Annotated in this window: 12 protein-coding genes; 4 read left to right on the forward strand and 8 right to left on the reverse strand. The window is 62.3% G+C overall.

Translation table 11 applies throughout. From position 1 onward, the window contains the following. Positions 1-386: 386 nt before the first annotated feature. A complete protein-coding gene (locus tag HU767_RS27565) occupies positions 387-1,283 on the reverse strand; it encodes a LysR family transcriptional regulator (protein WP_186731002.1) in 897 nt (298 codons plus the stop codon). 101 nt (positions 1,284-1,384) lie between these two features. Here HU767_RS27565 and HU767_RS27570 point away from each other — a divergent pair, with 101 nt between their 5' ends. From HU767_RS27570 to HU767_RS27580, 3 genes are read left to right on the forward strand one after another with little or no spacing between them, the layout of a single operon-like run. Then, entirely contained in the window at positions 1,385-2,734 is a 1,350-nt protein-coding gene (locus HU767_RS27570) for an acyclic terpene utilization AtuA family protein (RefSeq protein ID WP_186731003.1), read from the forward strand. Next, a complete protein-coding gene (locus HU767_RS27575; protein WP_003201468.1) occupies positions 2,734-3,057 on the forward strand; it encodes a hypothetical protein in 324 nt (107 codons plus the stop codon). Before HU767_RS27570 ends, HU767_RS27575 begins: the two co-directional genes overlap by 1 nt. Positions 3,058-3,109: 52 nt before the next feature. Then, on the forward strand, positions 3,110-4,417 hold the full coding sequence (locus tag HU767_RS27580) for a citrate:proton symporter (RefSeq protein ID WP_186731004.1): 1,308 nt from the start codon (positions 3,110-3,112) through the stop codon (positions 4,415-4,417). A 16-nt stretch (positions 4,418-4,433) separates the two neighbouring features. Here HU767_RS27580 and HU767_RS27585 read toward each other — a convergent pair whose 3' ends face one another. After that, on the reverse strand, positions 4,434-5,330 hold the full coding sequence (locus HU767_RS27585) for an NAD(P)/FAD-dependent oxidoreductase (protein WP_186731005.1): 897 nt from the start codon (positions 5,328-5,330) through the stop codon (positions 4,434-4,436). Positions 5,331-5,475: 145 nt separating this feature from the next. Here HU767_RS27585 and HU767_RS27590 point away from each other — a divergent pair, with 145 nt between their 5' ends. Continuing rightward, positions 5,476-5,943 carry an Rrf2 family transcriptional regulator gene (locus tag HU767_RS27590; protein ID WP_186731006.1) on the forward strand — a complete coding sequence of 156 codons (468 nt, stop codon included), beginning with the start codon at positions 5,476-5,478 and terminating at the stop codon, positions 5,941-5,943. 251 nt (positions 5,944-6,194) lie between these two features. On the opposite strand, the gene mqo is transcribed toward HU767_RS27590, so the two are convergent. The 6 genes from mqo to HU767_RS27620 form a co-directional block, all read right to left on the reverse strand. Beyond that, complete coding sequence (gene mqo / locus HU767_RS27595) at positions 6,195-7,838, reverse strand: malate dehydrogenase (quinone) (RefSeq protein ID WP_186731007.1); 1,644 nt, start codon at positions 7,836-7,838, stop codon at positions 6,195-6,197. A 414-nt stretch (positions 7,839-8,252) separates the two neighbouring features. Continuing rightward, positions 8,253-9,623: a hybrid sensor histidine kinase/response regulator gene (locus tag HU767_RS27600; protein WP_186731008.1), complete on the reverse strand. Its 1,371-nt coding sequence runs from the start codon at positions 9,621-9,623 to the stop codon at positions 8,253-8,255. Next, on the reverse strand, positions 9,607-10,764 hold the full coding sequence (gene ercA / locus HU767_RS27605) for an alcohol dehydrogenase-like regulatory protein ErcA (protein WP_186707672.1): 1,158 nt from the start codon (positions 10,762-10,764) through the stop codon (positions 9,607-9,609). The genes HU767_RS27600 and ercA overlap by 17 nt, the downstream gene beginning before the upstream one ends. Positions 10,765-10,896: 132 nt before the next feature. Then, positions 10,897-10,968, reverse strand: a complete 72-nt coding sequence (gene pqqA, locus HU767_RS27610) for a pyrroloquinoline quinone precursor peptide PqqA (RefSeq protein WP_003243383.1) — start codon at positions 10,966-10,968, stop codon at positions 10,897-10,899. A gap of 284 nt (positions 10,969-11,252) precedes the next feature. Beyond that, complete coding sequence (locus tag HU767_RS27615) at positions 11,253-12,773, reverse strand: aldehyde dehydrogenase family protein (RefSeq protein WP_186731009.1); 1,521 nt, start codon at positions 12,771-12,773, stop codon at positions 11,253-11,255. 269 nt (positions 12,774-13,042) lie between these two features. Beyond that, entirely contained in the window at positions 13,043-14,818 is a 1,776-nt protein-coding gene (locus tag HU767_RS27620) for a PQQ-dependent methanol/ethanol family dehydrogenase (protein ID WP_186707618.1), read from the reverse strand. Between the last annotated feature and the right edge of the window lie 194 nt (positions 14,819-15,012).

A 15,012-nucleotide genomic window follows, 5' to 3' on the forward strand; every position in this document is an offset into this window, starting at 1 on the left:
CCGTTTTCGCGAGCAGGCTCGCTCCCACAGGGGATTTATGGCGGTCATGCGCTCAAGTTCCACCACCCGCCAATGTGGGAGCGGGCTTGCTAGCGAAGGCGGTGGCATATTCAACATCGATGCAAGCTGAACAACCGTTTTCGCGAGCAGGCTCGCTCCCACAGGGGATTTATGGCGGTCATGCGCTCAAGTTCCACCACCCGCCAATGTGGGAGCGGGCTTGCTCGCGAAGGCGGCGGCATATTCAACATCGATGCAAGCTGAACCACCCTTTTCGCGAGCAGGCTCACTCCCACAGGGGATTTGGTGGTGTTCATGAATAGCGTTTTCAACGCCCTCTCCCTGTGGGAGCGAGCTTGCTCGCGATAGCCAGTGCCTGATCAATCTCAGCACCCATGGCTGACCTCATCCTGCCGCAGCACCTGCCGCACATGCCCCATGAACTGGCTCAACGAAGGTGATGGGGCCACCGGCTTGCGCTGCAACAGGCCGATCGAGCGTTTCGCCGGCTGGTCGATGGCGGTGACCGTGCACTGCTCGCCAATGTTGAACACGGCCGTGCAACTGGCCGGCAGCAGGGAGAACCCCAATCCTTCGCGCACCAACGCCGTGGCGGTGCTCAAGTGCGCGACCTCCCAGGCTGGAAAAGCATCGACGTTCAGATAGCGCAATGCAGCGTCAGCCAGGGGACGGATGCTGGTGTCGGGCGTAAGCGCGATGTAGGGCTGCCGCTTCCAGTCGTCCAGGCCTTCGCGCAGGTGATCCTTGTGGCTCAATAGCACAAGGTTGTCATCCAGCAGTCGCTCGAAACTCAATCCGGAAAGATCGTCAGGCAGCGAACTGATGCCGGCGTCCACCTCGCCTCGCTGCACCCAGCCCATGACTTCCCCCGCGCGGCCATCCAGCAAGCTCACCGTCACGCCCGGGTTCTCACGCTGGAAAGCAGCAATGGCGATCGGCAGGAACGACGCGGCGGCGGTAGGCAGGGCCGCCAGCCGGAGCGTGCCCCGGCTCAGGTTGAGGGTGTCACGAGCATCGCGCACGGCATCGTCCATGTCCCGGAGCATGCGCCGGGCCTGGGGCAAGAAGTGCTCACCGGCAGGCGTCAGTTCGACGCTGCGGGTGTTACGCGCGAGCAGTTGCAAGCCCATGCTCTCTTCCAATTTGCGAATGCTGTAGCTCAATGCCGGTTGGGACAGGTGCAGTTGTTCTGCCGTGCGGGTGAAGCTCGACGTCTCGGCGATCAGGATGAAGGCACGAAGCTGACGAAAAGAAACGTTCATGGCTCGCTCATAAAATTACTGGATCAATTGATTCTATCTTTAAAATTCACAGAATAATCCAGCCCCTTCACTATGGAGTCACCCTCCAGTGGAACTCGGACATGACAAAAACAATTCTCGTCGGGTGTGGCGCCGGTTTCGCCAATGATCGACCCGACGCCGCCCTGCGCCTGGCCCAGGACCTGGCGCAACGCAGCGGCCAGCGCTACATCATGCTGGAGCTACTGGCTGAGCGGACCCTGGCCGAGGCGCAGCTACGCAAACGACTTGATCCAGAGACAGGCTACTCCGCCCGCCTGTTCGACTTCCTCGAACCCATGCTCGACCTGTGCATCAAGGCCGGCATCCCGATCATCACCAACGGCGGCGCCGCTAATCCCCGGGCGGCGGCGCAACGGCTGCGCCATGGGTTGGCGGGTCGTTTCCCTGAGCTGAAAATCGCCTGTGTACTGGGCGATGACCTGTTGGAAGAAACGCCTCCCCGCTACGAACGATGGTTGTCATCGGCCCCCTTGGAGCACCCCGTTTCGGTGAACGTCTACACCGGGGCCGACGGTATTGCCCAGGCGTTGGCCGAGGGCGCCGGCATCGTGCTGTGTGGCCGAGTCGCGGATCCGTCGCTGGCGGTGGGGGCGATCCGCCATGGGCTGGGTTGGGCGGCTGACGATTGGCAGAAAATGGCCGTCGCCACCACGGCCGGGCATCTGCTGGAATGTTGCACCCAGGTCACTGGCGGCTACTTTGCCCATCCTGGGATGAAGGACATTCCGGACCCGGCCAATCTCGGTTGTCCGATAGCCGAGGTTCACCAGGACGGCCGCCTGATCATCGGCAAGACTCGCAACAGCGGTGGCCGGGTCAGCGAACAGACCGTCAAGGAACAACTCCTCTACGAAGTACATGACCCTCGACGCTATCTGACGCCAGATGTGGTGCTGGACCTGGGCCAAGCTCGCGTAGAAGATTTGGGTGGGGACCGTGTCGAGATCAGTGGCCTGCTTGGCCATCCACGTCCCTACACGCTCAAGGGCCTGGCGGGGGTGCGCGGCCTGTGGTTCGGCGAGGCGGAAATCTCCTACGCAGGCCCCGGTGCCGTGGCGCGTGCCGCGCTGGCGCGGGAGATCCTGCTGCAACGTTTTGACCAATTGGCACCGGGAATACAGCCCTGGATCGACCTGTCCGGGGTAGCCAGCCTTTTCAACGACCAGGGCGGTCGTTATCTGCAAAAGCAACTGGCCCAGGCGCCTTCCCTGGAGGATGTGCGCGTGCGCATCGGCTTGACCCACACCGACCGATTGCTGGTGGAAGCGCTGCTTGCAGAGGTTGAGTCGCTCTATACCAACGGGCCCGCGGGCGGCGGTGGCGTGCGCCGGCACCTCGCCGAGACCGTCACCACTCGCAGCTTCCTGCTGCCGCGAAATGAAATCCACACAACCCTGGAGTGGTATTGATGAACCTGGTCACCCTCGCTGACTATGCCCATGCCCGTGCTGGCGACAAAGGCAACATTCTCAGCATCGCCCTGTTTCCCCACGATCCTGCCCACTACCCCTGGCTGCTACGGGAACTGACCTGCGCCCGGGTGGCCGAGCAATTCGCGACGCGCCAGCCCTCCAAGGTGCATCGCTATGAGCTGCCGAACCTGAACGCATTGAATTTCGTACTTGAGGACGCCCTGGAGGGTGGGGTGAACCGCAGTTGCGGTCTTGACCGTCACGGCAAAAGCCTGAGTTACCTGCTGCTGGCCTTGCGTTTGCCAGGCCCGCAAGGCTGACCGAGCCACCGCCCGCGCACCATCCGACAACAATAAAAAGAGAGGCTGCAACATGATTACAACCCTGGGTTTCCTGATGATGTTCGCCATCATCGGCTTGATATTGCTGCGCAGGATCAGTCCGGTCGTGGCGTTCACCACCCTTCCCGTGGTCGTTTGCCTGCTGGCCGGTTTCAATCTCGGACAGATCGGCGAGTTCATCAAGGCCGGCCTGATTACAGTGGCCCCGACCGCCGCACTGTTTCTGTTCGCCATCCTGTTTTTCGGCATCATGCGTGACCGCGGACTGTTCGATCCGTTGGTCAATCTGCTGATCCGCAGCACGGGCGGCAAGCCGTTGGCCGTGGCGTTGGTAACGGTATTGGTGACGTCGGTGGTTCACCTCGACGGCGTCGGCGCCGCCACGTTCTTGCTGACCATCCCGGCCCTGCTGCCCTTGTACAAACGCCTGAACATGAGCCCAGCGATGCTGTTGTGCCTGGTCGGCACCACGGCCGGTGTCATCAATATGGTCCCTTGGGGCGGCACGACCGCACGGGCCGCCGCGGTGTCCGGGCTGGATGCCACCGAGCTCTGGCTAGGCTTGCTGCCGGTGCAGATGGTGGGCCTGGCGTGCATGCTGCTGGTCGCGACCGTATTGGGCCTGCGCGCCCAGCGTCGCCAACCGATGTCCCTCGGGGCGGCGGCGACGTGCGACCTCGGCGGCCTGCAGCCCCAGGACCGCGAATTCAGCCTCTCGCCCCGGGAGCTGCGCTACTGGCTGAACGTGGCGCTGACCGCTGGGATCCTGGTGTGCCTGTTCACCGGTATTTTCCCCCTGTACGCCTGTTTCATGGTGGGACTGGGCATCGCCCTGCCCTTGAACTTCCCGTCCCTGGACGCCCAGGCCGAACGCCTCAAGGCCCATGCCGCCGACGCGCTGCAAATGGTCCTGGTGATGATGGCCGCTGCCGTCCTGTTGGGCGTGCTCTCCGGCGCGAAGATGTCCGACGGGATGGCCTTGGCACTGATCGATATCCTGCCGGCGGGATCCGCCCAATACCTGCACGTGATCGTCGGTTTCTTCGGCGTGCCCCTGGGCATGATCTTTTCACCGGACGCCTATTATTTCGCCCTGCTTCCGGTGATCAAGGACGTGGCCGCCGCGGCGGGTGTTCCTCTCGAAGCCGTGGCCCGGGCCATGCTGATCGGGGAGAACACTGGCTTTTCCATCAGCCCGGTGGTGCCCAGCGTCTATCTAGCACTGGCGTTGTCCGGGGTGGAGCTGCGCAAGCACATCACCTATACGTTCTTCTGGGCCTGGGGCGTCAGCCTGGTGATGCTTGCCTTTGCCGTGGCAACCGGCGCGGTACAGGTATAACGCTCAAGGGCCGGCTTCAATGCGCATCGAAGATCAGCGAACGATGCACCCCGGAGCCCGCCCTCACCCCATCGCCGACCGCCAACGCGACTGAGCCGAACGGCATCGCCGCATCGCCACAGACAAAAACACCCGGGACGCTGGTTGCACGCGTCATCGGGTCGGCCTGGATGAACGCCCCGAGCGGGCCGTCTTCAAAAGCACAGCCCAAGGACGCCGCGAGTGAACCGGCCACCTGGATGCGCGACAGGACAAACAAGCCGTCAATGGCGATCACCCGTCCGTCCGCCAGCACCACGTCGGCCCGGTCGCCTTCAATACGTTCGACACGCTCCGGCACCAGGGTTACGCCGCGTCGGGCCAGGCTGTCCTGTTGCTCAAGGTCGGGCTCGAACACGCCATTGGTGAAGAATGTCGTCGGCCCCCAATCAGGCAACATCAAGGCATGGTGGAGCGACATCGGCGAGGTCGCCAACACCCCGATGGGACCTTGTTCCAGTTCATAGCCGTGGCAATACGGACAATGGAAGACGCTTTTGCCCCAGCGCTGCGCCAGCCCTTCCACGTCGGGCAACTCATCGATGACCCCGGAGGCCAACAACAGCCGCTGGGTGCTGTAGCGTTGCCCGTCATGGCTCTCCACGAGGAAGCCGCCCGCCTCCTGGCTGGCCTTGCTCGCGGTAGCCGATACCCATTCCACCGTCGGGTAGGCCAACAGCTGGCGGCGGGCATCATCGGCAATGTCTCCGGGGGCTCGGCCATCCTGCCCGAGAAAACCATGGGCGCTGGCCGCGAACCGGTTGCGCCGCTGGCCGGCATCGATGACCAGCACTTTGCGGCGGGCACGGGCCAATTGAAGGGCTGCGGACATCCCGGCGTAGCTGCCGCCTGCGATGATGACGTCGTAGTGCATGATCAATCTCCTGGGTGGTCCGGCGGAACTGATGAAGTCTCGACACATCGTAAGTTCCTTGAAAAGCGCCTGTCAACGATCTCGTAACTTTTGCAATTACAGGCGATACTCGGGCCGGTCTTCGTCACGGAACGCTGCAACGCTCATGAGAACCGACACCCGCCTGTCCCGCATGCTCCACGTTTTGATCCACATGGATCGCCACCAGCAATCGGCCACGTCCGACACCCTCGCGCAAATGCTGGGCACCAACCCGGTGGTGGTGCGCCGGACCATGGCGCTGCTCAAGGAACAGGGGTATGTCACGTCGGAAAAAGGCCATCGTGGCGGCTGGGCCTTGAGCAAGCCGCTGTCGGAGATGACCTTGCTGGACATCCACCAAGCCTTGGGCAGCACGTCGATCTTCGCCATTGGCCTGTCCACCGATCATCCGCAATGCCTGGTGGAACAGGCAGTGAATGGCGCGCTGACGGATGCGTTCGATGAGGCCCAGGCGTTGCTGCTCAAGCGTTTGGGAGCAATTACCCTGGCGCAGTTGGCGGAGGATTTTGACGCGCGGTTTCGACAGGTGTGCGCAGAGGATGGGGCAGATCTTTCGCAGATCGAGCATTGATGTTGGGGGGCCCACCGCTATCGCGAGCAGGCTCGCTCCCACAGGGTTCAGCCTTGACCACAAGCCGTCCATTCGCCGCGAATCCCTTGTGGGAGCGAGCTTGCTCGCGATAGCGGCAGCACATCCAACATCATCTATTCAGATGAATGCATTCGCGAGCAAGCCCGCTCCCACAGGGGTTAACCGAGCGCCCAATAAAAACGCCGCTCATTTGAGCGGCGTTTCTTGTACTACTTCAGACAGCGTCCGGCTTACAGCGCCATGTCAGCCGCTGGATTGGCTTGCGGGGCGGCGCCCGGCTTGGCCGGTGCCGCGGGGGCGCCAGGCTTGCTAATTACCGGCGGTGTGTCCAGTTGCAGGACTTCGCTGGTGTACGCCCATTCCTGGGCTACGCGCTCAGGGCTATCGTTGAGCTTGGTGCCGTAGCTCGGCACGATCTGGCGCAGTTTTTCCTGCCAGGCCGGGCTCGCGACCTTGTCCTTGAAGACCTTCTCAAGCACGGTCAGCATGATCGGTGCGGCAGTCGAGGCGCCTGGCGAGGCGCCCAGCAGGCCGGCGATGCTGCCGTCCTGGGACGCGACCACTTCGGTGCCGAGTTTCAGCACGCCGCCCTTCTCTTCGTCACGCTTGATGATCTGCACGCGCTGGCCGGCCTGCCACAGGCGCCAGTCTTCCTGCTTGGCGTCCGGGAAGTACTCTTTCAGCGCGTTGAAGCGGTCTTCGTCCGACAGCATCAGTTGGCCGGCCAGGTACTCGACCAGTGGGTACTGTTCGATACCGACCTTGGTCATCGGCCACACGTTGTGGGTGGTGGTGCTGGTCAGCAGGTCGAAGTACGAACCGTTCTTCAGGAACTTGGTGGAGAACGTTGCGAACGGGCCAAACAGGATCACGCGCTTGCCATCGAGCACACGGGTGTCCAAGTGCGGAACCGACATCGGCGGTGCGCCCACCGAAGCCTTGCCATACGCCTTCGCCAGGTGCAGTTGGGCGACGGTCGGGTTTTCGGTGACCAGGAACGAACCACCTACCGGGAAACCGGCGTATTCACGCGCTTCCGGGATGTCGGACTTCTGCAGCAGGTGCAACGCACCGCCGCCAGCGCCGATGAACACGAACTTGGCGTCGGTCTCGGTTTCGGTACCGTCTTTCAGGTTCGTGTACGAAACGCGCCAGGTGCCGTCTTCGTTGCGGGTGATTTCTTCCACTTCGCTGGACAGCTTGAGGGAGAAGTTCGGCTTGGTTTGCAGGTAAGTCGCGAACTGGCGGGTGATTTCGCCGAAATTCACGTCAGTACCCAACGGGCTCCAGGTGGCCGCGACTTTCTGGCTCGGGTCACGCCCTTGCATCATCAGCGGAACCCACTTGCTGATCTGTGCAGGGTCTTCGGAATACTGCATGCCGGCGAACAACGGGCTGGCCTGGAGCGCTTCGTAGCGCTTCTTCAGGAACGCGATGTTGTCATCACCCCAGACGAAGCTCATGTGCGGCGTGGAGTTAATGAACGAGCGCGGGTTCTTCAGCACACCGTTCTTGACCTGCCAGGACCAGAACTGACGGGAGATCTGGAACGCTTCGTTGATCTCGATGGCCTTGACGATCTCGACCTTGCCATTCTTGTCTTCCGGCGTGTAGTTCAGCTCGGCCAGTGCAGAGTGACCAGTACCGGCATTGTTCCAACCGTTGGAACTCTCTTCGGCAACACCGTCCAGGCGCTCGACCATTTCCATGGTCCAGCCCGGCTCCAGCTCATTGAGCCAGACGCCGAGAGTCGAGCTCATGATGCCCCCACCAATGAGCAAGACATCCACTTTTTTTGGCTCGGCGGCGTGCGTGGTCGCAAGACCCATCGCCATCGCCAGGCCCAGTAGCGCCGTGTGTGTTTTCTTCAACATGTGTGTATCCCTAGGATGAACGCCATTCCGTCCACCGGTCCTGATCAAGGATAGATCACATCCACGGCCAGCAATGCTGGGGGATGGATCGAGACGGACTGGAGGATGGACCTACAGGGCCGAGCATATTCGTCGGCCTCTCGTTTATGTCTCTCCGGCGCTGACTTCTTGTAGGTCTTGGCTTCAGCTGGGTGAGGGACGCTGCAAACGGTGTTCATCGGGCCTGGCGTGGCCGTGCCCGATTGTCGCAGCGGGGGGAGTTTACATAAGGAAATAAACAGACCGAAGCGCATTTTTACATTCTTGGCAAAAACGCCGACCAAATGACGGCATTTTAATGGCCCTGGTAACTATTCGCGTAAAAACTGTGCGTAACCCGTGTAGGAGCTCCTACGCAGCTCCTACAGCGCCAACCTATCCTAGGATCTGACTCAACACCGCCCGCAACTTGCCAGGCTTGACCGGTTTGTTGAGCAGCGGAGCATCCAGCTTGCGCAGGGCGCGGCGGCACTGGTCGCTGCGGTCGGCGGTGATGATGACCGCCGGGATTGCCTGGTGGAAATGCTCACGCAGGTGCTTGACCACTTCACAGCCGACGACCCCATGATCCAGGTGAAAATCCGCAAGGATCAACTCCGGCGCGCGGTTTTGCAGCACGTCAATGGCGCCCGCCTCGTCGGTGGCGGTCAACACCTCGCAACCCCATTGCCCCAACAGCGCGGCCATGCTTTGCAAGATGCTCAGTTCATTGTCGATCACCAACAACCGCCGCCCCGGCAGTGGGTTGCCGACGACCGCCTGGGCCGGGGCCTGGGACACGGGTTGCGGTTTTTCACTGGACAGCGGCACCTCGATGCTGAACACCGAACCCCGTCCCGGGCGCGAACGCACCTGTACCCGGTAACCGAGGATATGAGCGATGCGTTCGACGATCGCCAACCCCAGGCCCACGCCTTTGCGATCCGCCGCCCGACCGACGTCCAGTTGGTTGAACTCGAGGAAAATCGACTCCAGGCAATCGGCGGCAATGCCCCGTCCCGTGTCCCAGACTTCCAGGCTCAGGCGCCCTCCCCGGCGTCGGGCCGCCAGGAGAATGCCGCCCTGGTTGGTGTAGCGGCAGGCATTGCTCAGCAGGTTGCGCAGGATACGGCTGATCAATCGCAGGTCGGTCAGCACCGCTTCGTCGCCAAACCGCCCCCGCAGCTCCAACCCGGCGGCACCGGCCACCGATTGAAACTCCGACACCAGCGGCCCCAGCAGCTCATCCAGCCGATACGGCGCCAGGTCGGGCTTGACGGCGGCCTGGTCGAGCCGGGAAATGTCCAGCAGGTCAGTGAGCAGGTCTTCGGCCCCTTCGAGCGCTTGATGAGTGCGTTCCACCAGCACGTGCTCGGCGGCAGGCAACTGGCGTTCACGCAAGGTGGCGATCAGCAGGCGGGCCGCGTTGAGGGGCTGCAACAGATCATGGCTGGCGGCGGCCAGGTACTTGTCCTTGCTGCGGTTGGCGGCCTGGGCGACATCCCGGGCATCGCGCAATTGCTGCTCTATTTGCTCGCGCTGGGCAATCTGCTGCTGCAGGTTGTGGTTGGCTTCCAGCAACGCATCGGTACGCTCGGCCACCCGTTGCTCGAGTTGGTCATTGAGTTGTTGCAGGTGTTTGCGGGCCTGTTCCAGCTCATCGAGACGGGCCGTCAGTTCCGGGTAGTGACTCTTGCGCGTCGAGTGATTGCCCAGCCCCAGCAGCCCGGCCAGGGCTTTTTGCTGCTCGTCAGAGGGCTTCGCCATAGACGACCTCGACATCCCGCTGGCTCGACTCCCGAGGGTTGGTGAGGATGCACGGGTCGTGCATCGCATGTTGCGACAGGAACGGAATGTCCGACGTGCTGACACCGTGCAAGCCCAGGGTCTCGTGGAAACCGATGGTGCGCTTGAGGGCAATCAGGTGCTCCACCAGCCGGCCGCGGATCTGCCGGTGATTGAGCCCCCGGCAATCGATGCCCAGGGTCTCGGCAATCACCTTGAAACGCTCCGGTGCCGAGTTGTAGTTGAACGCCACCACATGCTCCACCAATACCGCGTTGCACAAGCCATGGGGCAAGTCGAGGAAACCGCCCAGGCTGTGGGACATCGCATGCACCGCCCCGAGGATCGCGTTGGAGAACGCCAACCCGGCCTGCATGCTGCCCAACATGATTTTTTCCCGCAGGGCGACGTCCGCCGGGTTGGCGATCATCTGCACCAGGTGGTTGTTGATCAGGCGCATGGCTTCCAGCGCATGGGGGTCGGTCAACGGACCGTGGCCGGTGGACACGAAGGCCTCGATGGCATGCACCAGGGCGTCGATGCCGGTACAGGCGGACAGGAACGGGTCCATGCTCAGGGTGGTTTCCGGGTCGATCAACGACACGTCCGGCACCGCCGCCTTGCTGACGATGGAAAACTTCATGCGTTCTTGCTGGTTGGAGATGATCACGAACTGCGACACGTCCGCCGACGTCCCCGCCGTGGTGGGAATCAAGATCAGTGGTGGGCTGGGCACGTGCAGGGTGTCAACGCCTTCGAACTCGAGGATGTTGCGGCCGTGAGCGACGACAATGCCGATGCCTTTGCCGCAATCCATCGGGCTGCCACCGCCCACCGCGACGATGACATCGCAATGGTTTTCCCGGTACAGGTCAGCGCCGAGCATCACTTCCTCGACCCGGGGATTGGGCGAGACCGCGCTGTAGATGCAGTAATCGATACCTTGGGCCTGGAGGCTGGCTTCGACGTCCGCCACCCAACCGGCGGCAATGACCCCGGGATCGGTGACGATCAGCACTTTGCGTGCGCCGAAGGTCTTGGCGTAGTTGCCGACATTGTGCCGACAACCGGCACCGAACATGATTTCAGGGGACACGAACTTGCGCAGCGGGCTGAGGCTCATCTTTTCAGTGACGTGGCTCATCGGTAAGCCTGTTGTTATTGTCTGGGATACCTTGAGCCTAAAGCATCCCACCGTGATTGCAATCAGACCAATAGGGTAGCCCGGCCTGAACGCCCCAGGCCGGGCCGGCACTCATCGGTTGGCGAAGTACATCGTCACTTCAAAGCCGATACGCAGGTCGGTGTACGCGGGTTTAGTCCACATGGGTCTTTCCTCTTCTTGTACCGGGCGATTCCGGCAAGGTCATTAATGCACGCCACGCCTGGGGCTCGAATGCTACTTTCGAAGCGGTGGGTGGGGTGCGTTGGTACTACTGGAGCAGCGAGCACTTGTGGCGAGGGAGCTTGCTCCCGCTGGGCTGCGCAGCAGCCCCAAAAATAGCAGCCACACAATCAATATGTGCATCAAGGAAAGGGCCGCTTCGCGGCCCAGCGGGAGCAAGCTCCCTCGCCACAGGGTCCCTGCAACTGCCTTGTTATCTCCCAGGGTTAGAAGAACCCCAGCGGATTGATGTCATAGCTCACGAGCAGGTTCTTGGTCTGCTGGTAGTGGTCGAGCATCATCTTATGGGTTTCACGACCCACGCCGGACTTCTTGTAGCCACCGAACGCGGCATGGGCCGGGTACAGATGGTAGCAGTTGGTCCACACGCGACCGGCCTTGATCGCCCGGCCCATGCGGTAGGCGCGGTTGATGTCGCGGGTCCACAGGCCGGCACCGAGGCCGAACTCGGTGTCGTTGGCGATGGCCAGGGCTTCGGCTTCGTCCTTGAAGGTGGTCACGCCCACCACCGGGCCGAAGATTTCCTCCTGGAATACGCGCATTTTGTTGTGGCCCTTGAGCAGCGTCGGCTGGATGTAATAGCCGCTCGACAAATCACCCTCGAGTCGCTCGGCAGCGCCGCCGGTGAGCAGCTCGGCGCCTTCTTGCTGAGCAATGTCAAGGTACGACAGGATCTTGTCGAATTGCTGCTCGGACGCCTGGGCGCCGACCATGGTTTCGGTGTCCAGCGGGTTGCCGCGCTTGATCTTGGCGATCTTTTTCATCACCTCGGCCATGAACGGCACGTAGATCGACTCTTGCACCAAGGCGCGCGATGGGCAGGTGCAGACTTCGCCCTGGTTGAAAAACGCCAGCACCAGGCCTTCAGCCGCCTTTTCGATAAAGGCCGGCTCGGCTTGCATGATGTCTTCGAAGAAGATGTTTGGCGACTTGCCGCCCAGTTCCACGGTGGACGGGATGATGTTCTCGGCGGCGCACTTCATGATGTGCGAGCCCACCGGAGTGGAGCCGGTGAAGGCGATCTTGGCGATGCGCTTGCTGGTGGCCAGGGCTTCACCGGCTTCGCGGCCGAAACCATGGACGATGTTCAACACCCCGGGCGGCAGCAGGTCGGCGATCAGTTCCGCGAAGACCATGATCGACAGCGGCGTCTGTTCGGCTGGCTTGAGCACGATGCAGTTACCGGCGGCCAGGGCCGGAGCGAGTTTCCAGGCGGCCATCAGCAGCGGGAAGTTCCACGGGATGATCTGCCCGACCACGCCCAGCGGCTCGTGGAAATGATAGGCGGTGGTCAGTTCGTTGATCTCGGCCGCCCCACCCTCCTGGGCGCGGATGCAGCCAGCGAAGTAACGGAAATGGTCGGCTGCCAGCGGCACGTCGGCATTGAGGGTCTCGCGCACGGCCTTGCCGTTGTCCCAGGTCTCGCTGACGGCGAGGACTTCCAGGTTCTGCTCGATGCGGTCAGCGATTTTCAGCAACACCCGCGAGCGGTCCTGCACCGAGGTCTTGCCCCAGGCGTCGGCGGCGGCATGGGCGGCATCCAGTGCCTTGTCGATGTCGGCGGCGTTGGAGCGTGGGAATTGGGCAATGACTTCGCCGTTGACCGGGGACGTGTTGGTGAAGTACTCGCCGTTGACCGGCGCGACGAATTCGCCGCCGATGAAATTGCCATAGCGCGGTTTGAAGGAAACGACGGCGCCTGGGGTTCCGGGTTGTGCGTAGATCATGATGGGGCCTCTGCCTGGTCGATGCCTGTCACGGGACAGGCGATAGGCCGATGGTAGAGAGCCCCGTGCCGTGGACGAATGCGTCATTGGCAGGGGGCTCTCTCGTTATTTGGTCGTAGGTTTCAAGCGATTGGCGCAAGTTCAAGGCCAGCGCAGGCCCTTGTGGCGAGGGAGCTTGCTCCCGCTCGGCTGCGAAGCAGTCGCCAAGAATCGGGAGCGCTTCGCACTCCAGCGGGAGCAAGCTCCCTCGCCACGGGTCCTGGCAGGTTTTAGCGCTTGGCGACAAGCTCTTTCGGCAACTTGAAGGTCCAGAGCATGCCGCCCTGGTTGAAGTCCTTCACGCGCTTGGCCACCTCGCCGCCCCACAGCGGCACCGCACCGCCCCAGCCGGAAACCACGGAGACGTATTGCTCACCGTCCATTTCCCAAGTGATGGGCGAGCCAAGCACGCCGGAGCCGGTCTGGAATTCCCAGACCTTTTCCCCGGTCTTGGCGTTGAACGCCTGCAGGAACCCTTCAGGCGTGCCGGTGAACACCAGGTTGCCCTTGGTGGTCAGGACCCCGCCCCACAGCGGCGCGAAGTTCTTGTGGCGCCAGACCTCCTTGCCGGTCTTGGGGTCGATGGCCCGCAGCACGCCGATGTAATCCTCGTTCAGCGGCTTGATGGTGAACCCGGCCCCGAGGAACGCCGCGCCTTTCTTGTAGGCGATGCCTTCGTTCCAGATGTCCATGCCCCATTCGTTGGACGGCACGTAGAACAGGCCGGTGTCCTGGTTGTAGGCCATGGGCATCCAGTTTTTCGCACCGAGGAAGGCCGGGGCGACGAACACCGAACTGCCCTTGGCTTCGCTGCCCGGCGCGCCCGGACGGCTGGCCTCGTTATAGATCGGCCGCCCGTCCTTGTCCAAGCCAGTGGCCCAGGTGATCTTGTCGACAAATGGGAAGCCGCGGATGAACTTGCCGTTGGTGCGGTCGAGCACGTAGAAGAAGCCGTTACGGTCAGCAGTCGCTGCCGCCTTGATGTCCTTGCCGCCTTCCTTGTAGTTGAACGAGATCAGCTCGTTGACGCCGTCATAGTCCCAGCCGTCGTGGGGCGTACTCTGGAAATGCCACTTGATGGTGCCGTCGTCCGGGTTCAGGGCCAGGCGCGACGACGAATAGAGGTTGTCGCCAGGTCGCAGGTGGGAGTTCCATGGGGCCGGGTTGCCGGTGCCGAACAGCAGCAGGTTGGTTTCCGGGTCGTAGTAGCCGCCCAGCCAAGGCGCCGCGCCGCCGGTTTTCCAGAGATCGCCCGGCCAGGTCTTGCCCGCCTCGCCACCGGAGATACCGTTCTCGACCGCCTTGCCATCCTTGTAGACGTAACCCATGTGGCCTTCCACCGTCGGGCGGGTCCACAGCAGTTCGCCATTCTTCGGATCGTAGGCGCTGATCTGGCCAACCACGCCGAATTCACCACCGGCCACACCGGTGATCAGCTTGCCGTTCACCACCATGGGCGCGGCGCTGATGGAATAACCTTCCTTGTGGTCGGCCACCTTCTTGCTCCACACCACTTTGCCGGTGTCCTTGTTCAAGGCCACCAGCTTGGCGTCGAGGGTGCCGAAGAACACCAGGTCGCCATACAGCGCCACGCCGCGGTTGATCACGTCGCAGCAGGGACGGATGTCATCAGGCAGACGCGCATCGTACTGCCACAGTTTCTTGCCGGTGCGCGCATCCACCGCGAACACCCGCGAATAGGAACCGGTGAGGTACATCACCCCGTCCTTGATCATCGGCTGGGCCTGCTGACCGCGCTGCTTTTCGCCACCGAAGGAGAACGCCCAGACCGGGCGCAAATCCTTGACGTTATTGACATTGAGACTGTCGAGCGGGCTGTAGCGCTGGCCCTGGACGCCCAGGCCGTTGGTCACGACCTGCTGCGGGTTCTTCGGGTCCTGGAGAATTTCCTGATCGGTCACGGCGGCCAAGGCCGAACCTGACAGCAGCATGGCACTGAGCAGCAGGCTCACGGCGAAGGGTTGGCGACGTGCGGGATGAGTCATGACGGCTACCTCTGCGGTTATTGTTATACCCGGGAAATTTTCCCGGTCTGCCACAGATTCTTGGGCTCGGGGCCCTCGCCAACAATTGCCCGCTGTGTTGAGTTTTCTAGTTCCTTGGTACACATGAGGCGTCGTCGCATCCAGCTTCTTTGCCGGTGCCTCCCCCTGTGGCGAGGGAGCTTGCTCCCGCTGGG

This window comes from Pseudomonas sp. SWRI179, from assembly GCF_014268705.1.
GTDB classification, from domain to species: Bacteria; Pseudomonadota; Gammaproteobacteria; order Pseudomonadales; family Pseudomonadaceae; genus Aquipseudomonas; species Aquipseudomonas zanjanensis.

Coding starts and splice junctions, on each gene's coding strand:
- HU767_RS27565 (WP_186731002.1), bottom strand. CDS start 1,283: ATGAACGTTTCTTTTCGTCAGCTTCGTGCCTTCATCCTGATCGCCGAG.
- HU767_RS27570 (WP_186731003.1), top strand. CDS start 1,385: ATGACAAAAACAATTCTCGTCGGGTGTGGCGCCGGTTTCGCCAATGAT.
- HU767_RS27575 (WP_003201468.1), top strand. CDS start 2,734: ATGAACCTGGTCACCCTCGCTGACTATGCCCATGCCCGTGCTGGCGAC.
- HU767_RS27580 (WP_186731004.1), top strand. CDS start 3,110: ATGATTACAACCCTGGGTTTCCTGATGATGTTCGCCATCATCGGCTTG.
- HU767_RS27585 (WP_186731005.1), bottom strand. CDS start 5,330: ATGCACTACGACGTCATCATCGCAGGCGGCAGCTACGCCGGGATGTCC.
- HU767_RS27590 (WP_186731006.1), top strand. CDS start 5,476: ATGAGAACCGACACCCGCCTGTCCCGCATGCTCCACGTTTTGATCCAC.
- mqo (WP_186731007.1), bottom strand. CDS start 7,838: ATGTTGAAGAAAACACACACGGCGCTACTGGGCCTGGCGATGGCGATG.
- HU767_RS27600 (WP_186731008.1), bottom strand. CDS start 9,623: ATGGCGAAGCCCTCTGACGAGCAGCAAAAAGCCCTGGCCGGGCTGCTG.
- ercA (WP_186707672.1), bottom strand. CDS start 10,764: ATGAGCCTCAGCCCGCTGCGCAAGTTCGTGTCCCCTGAAATCATGTTC.
- HU767_RS27615 (WP_186731009.1), bottom strand. CDS start 12,773: ATGATCTACGCACAACCCGGAACCCCAGGCGCCGTCGTTTCCTTCAAA.
- HU767_RS27620 (WP_186707618.1), bottom strand. CDS start 14,818: ATGACTCATCCCGCACGTCGCCAACCCTTCGCCGTGAGCCTGCTGCTC.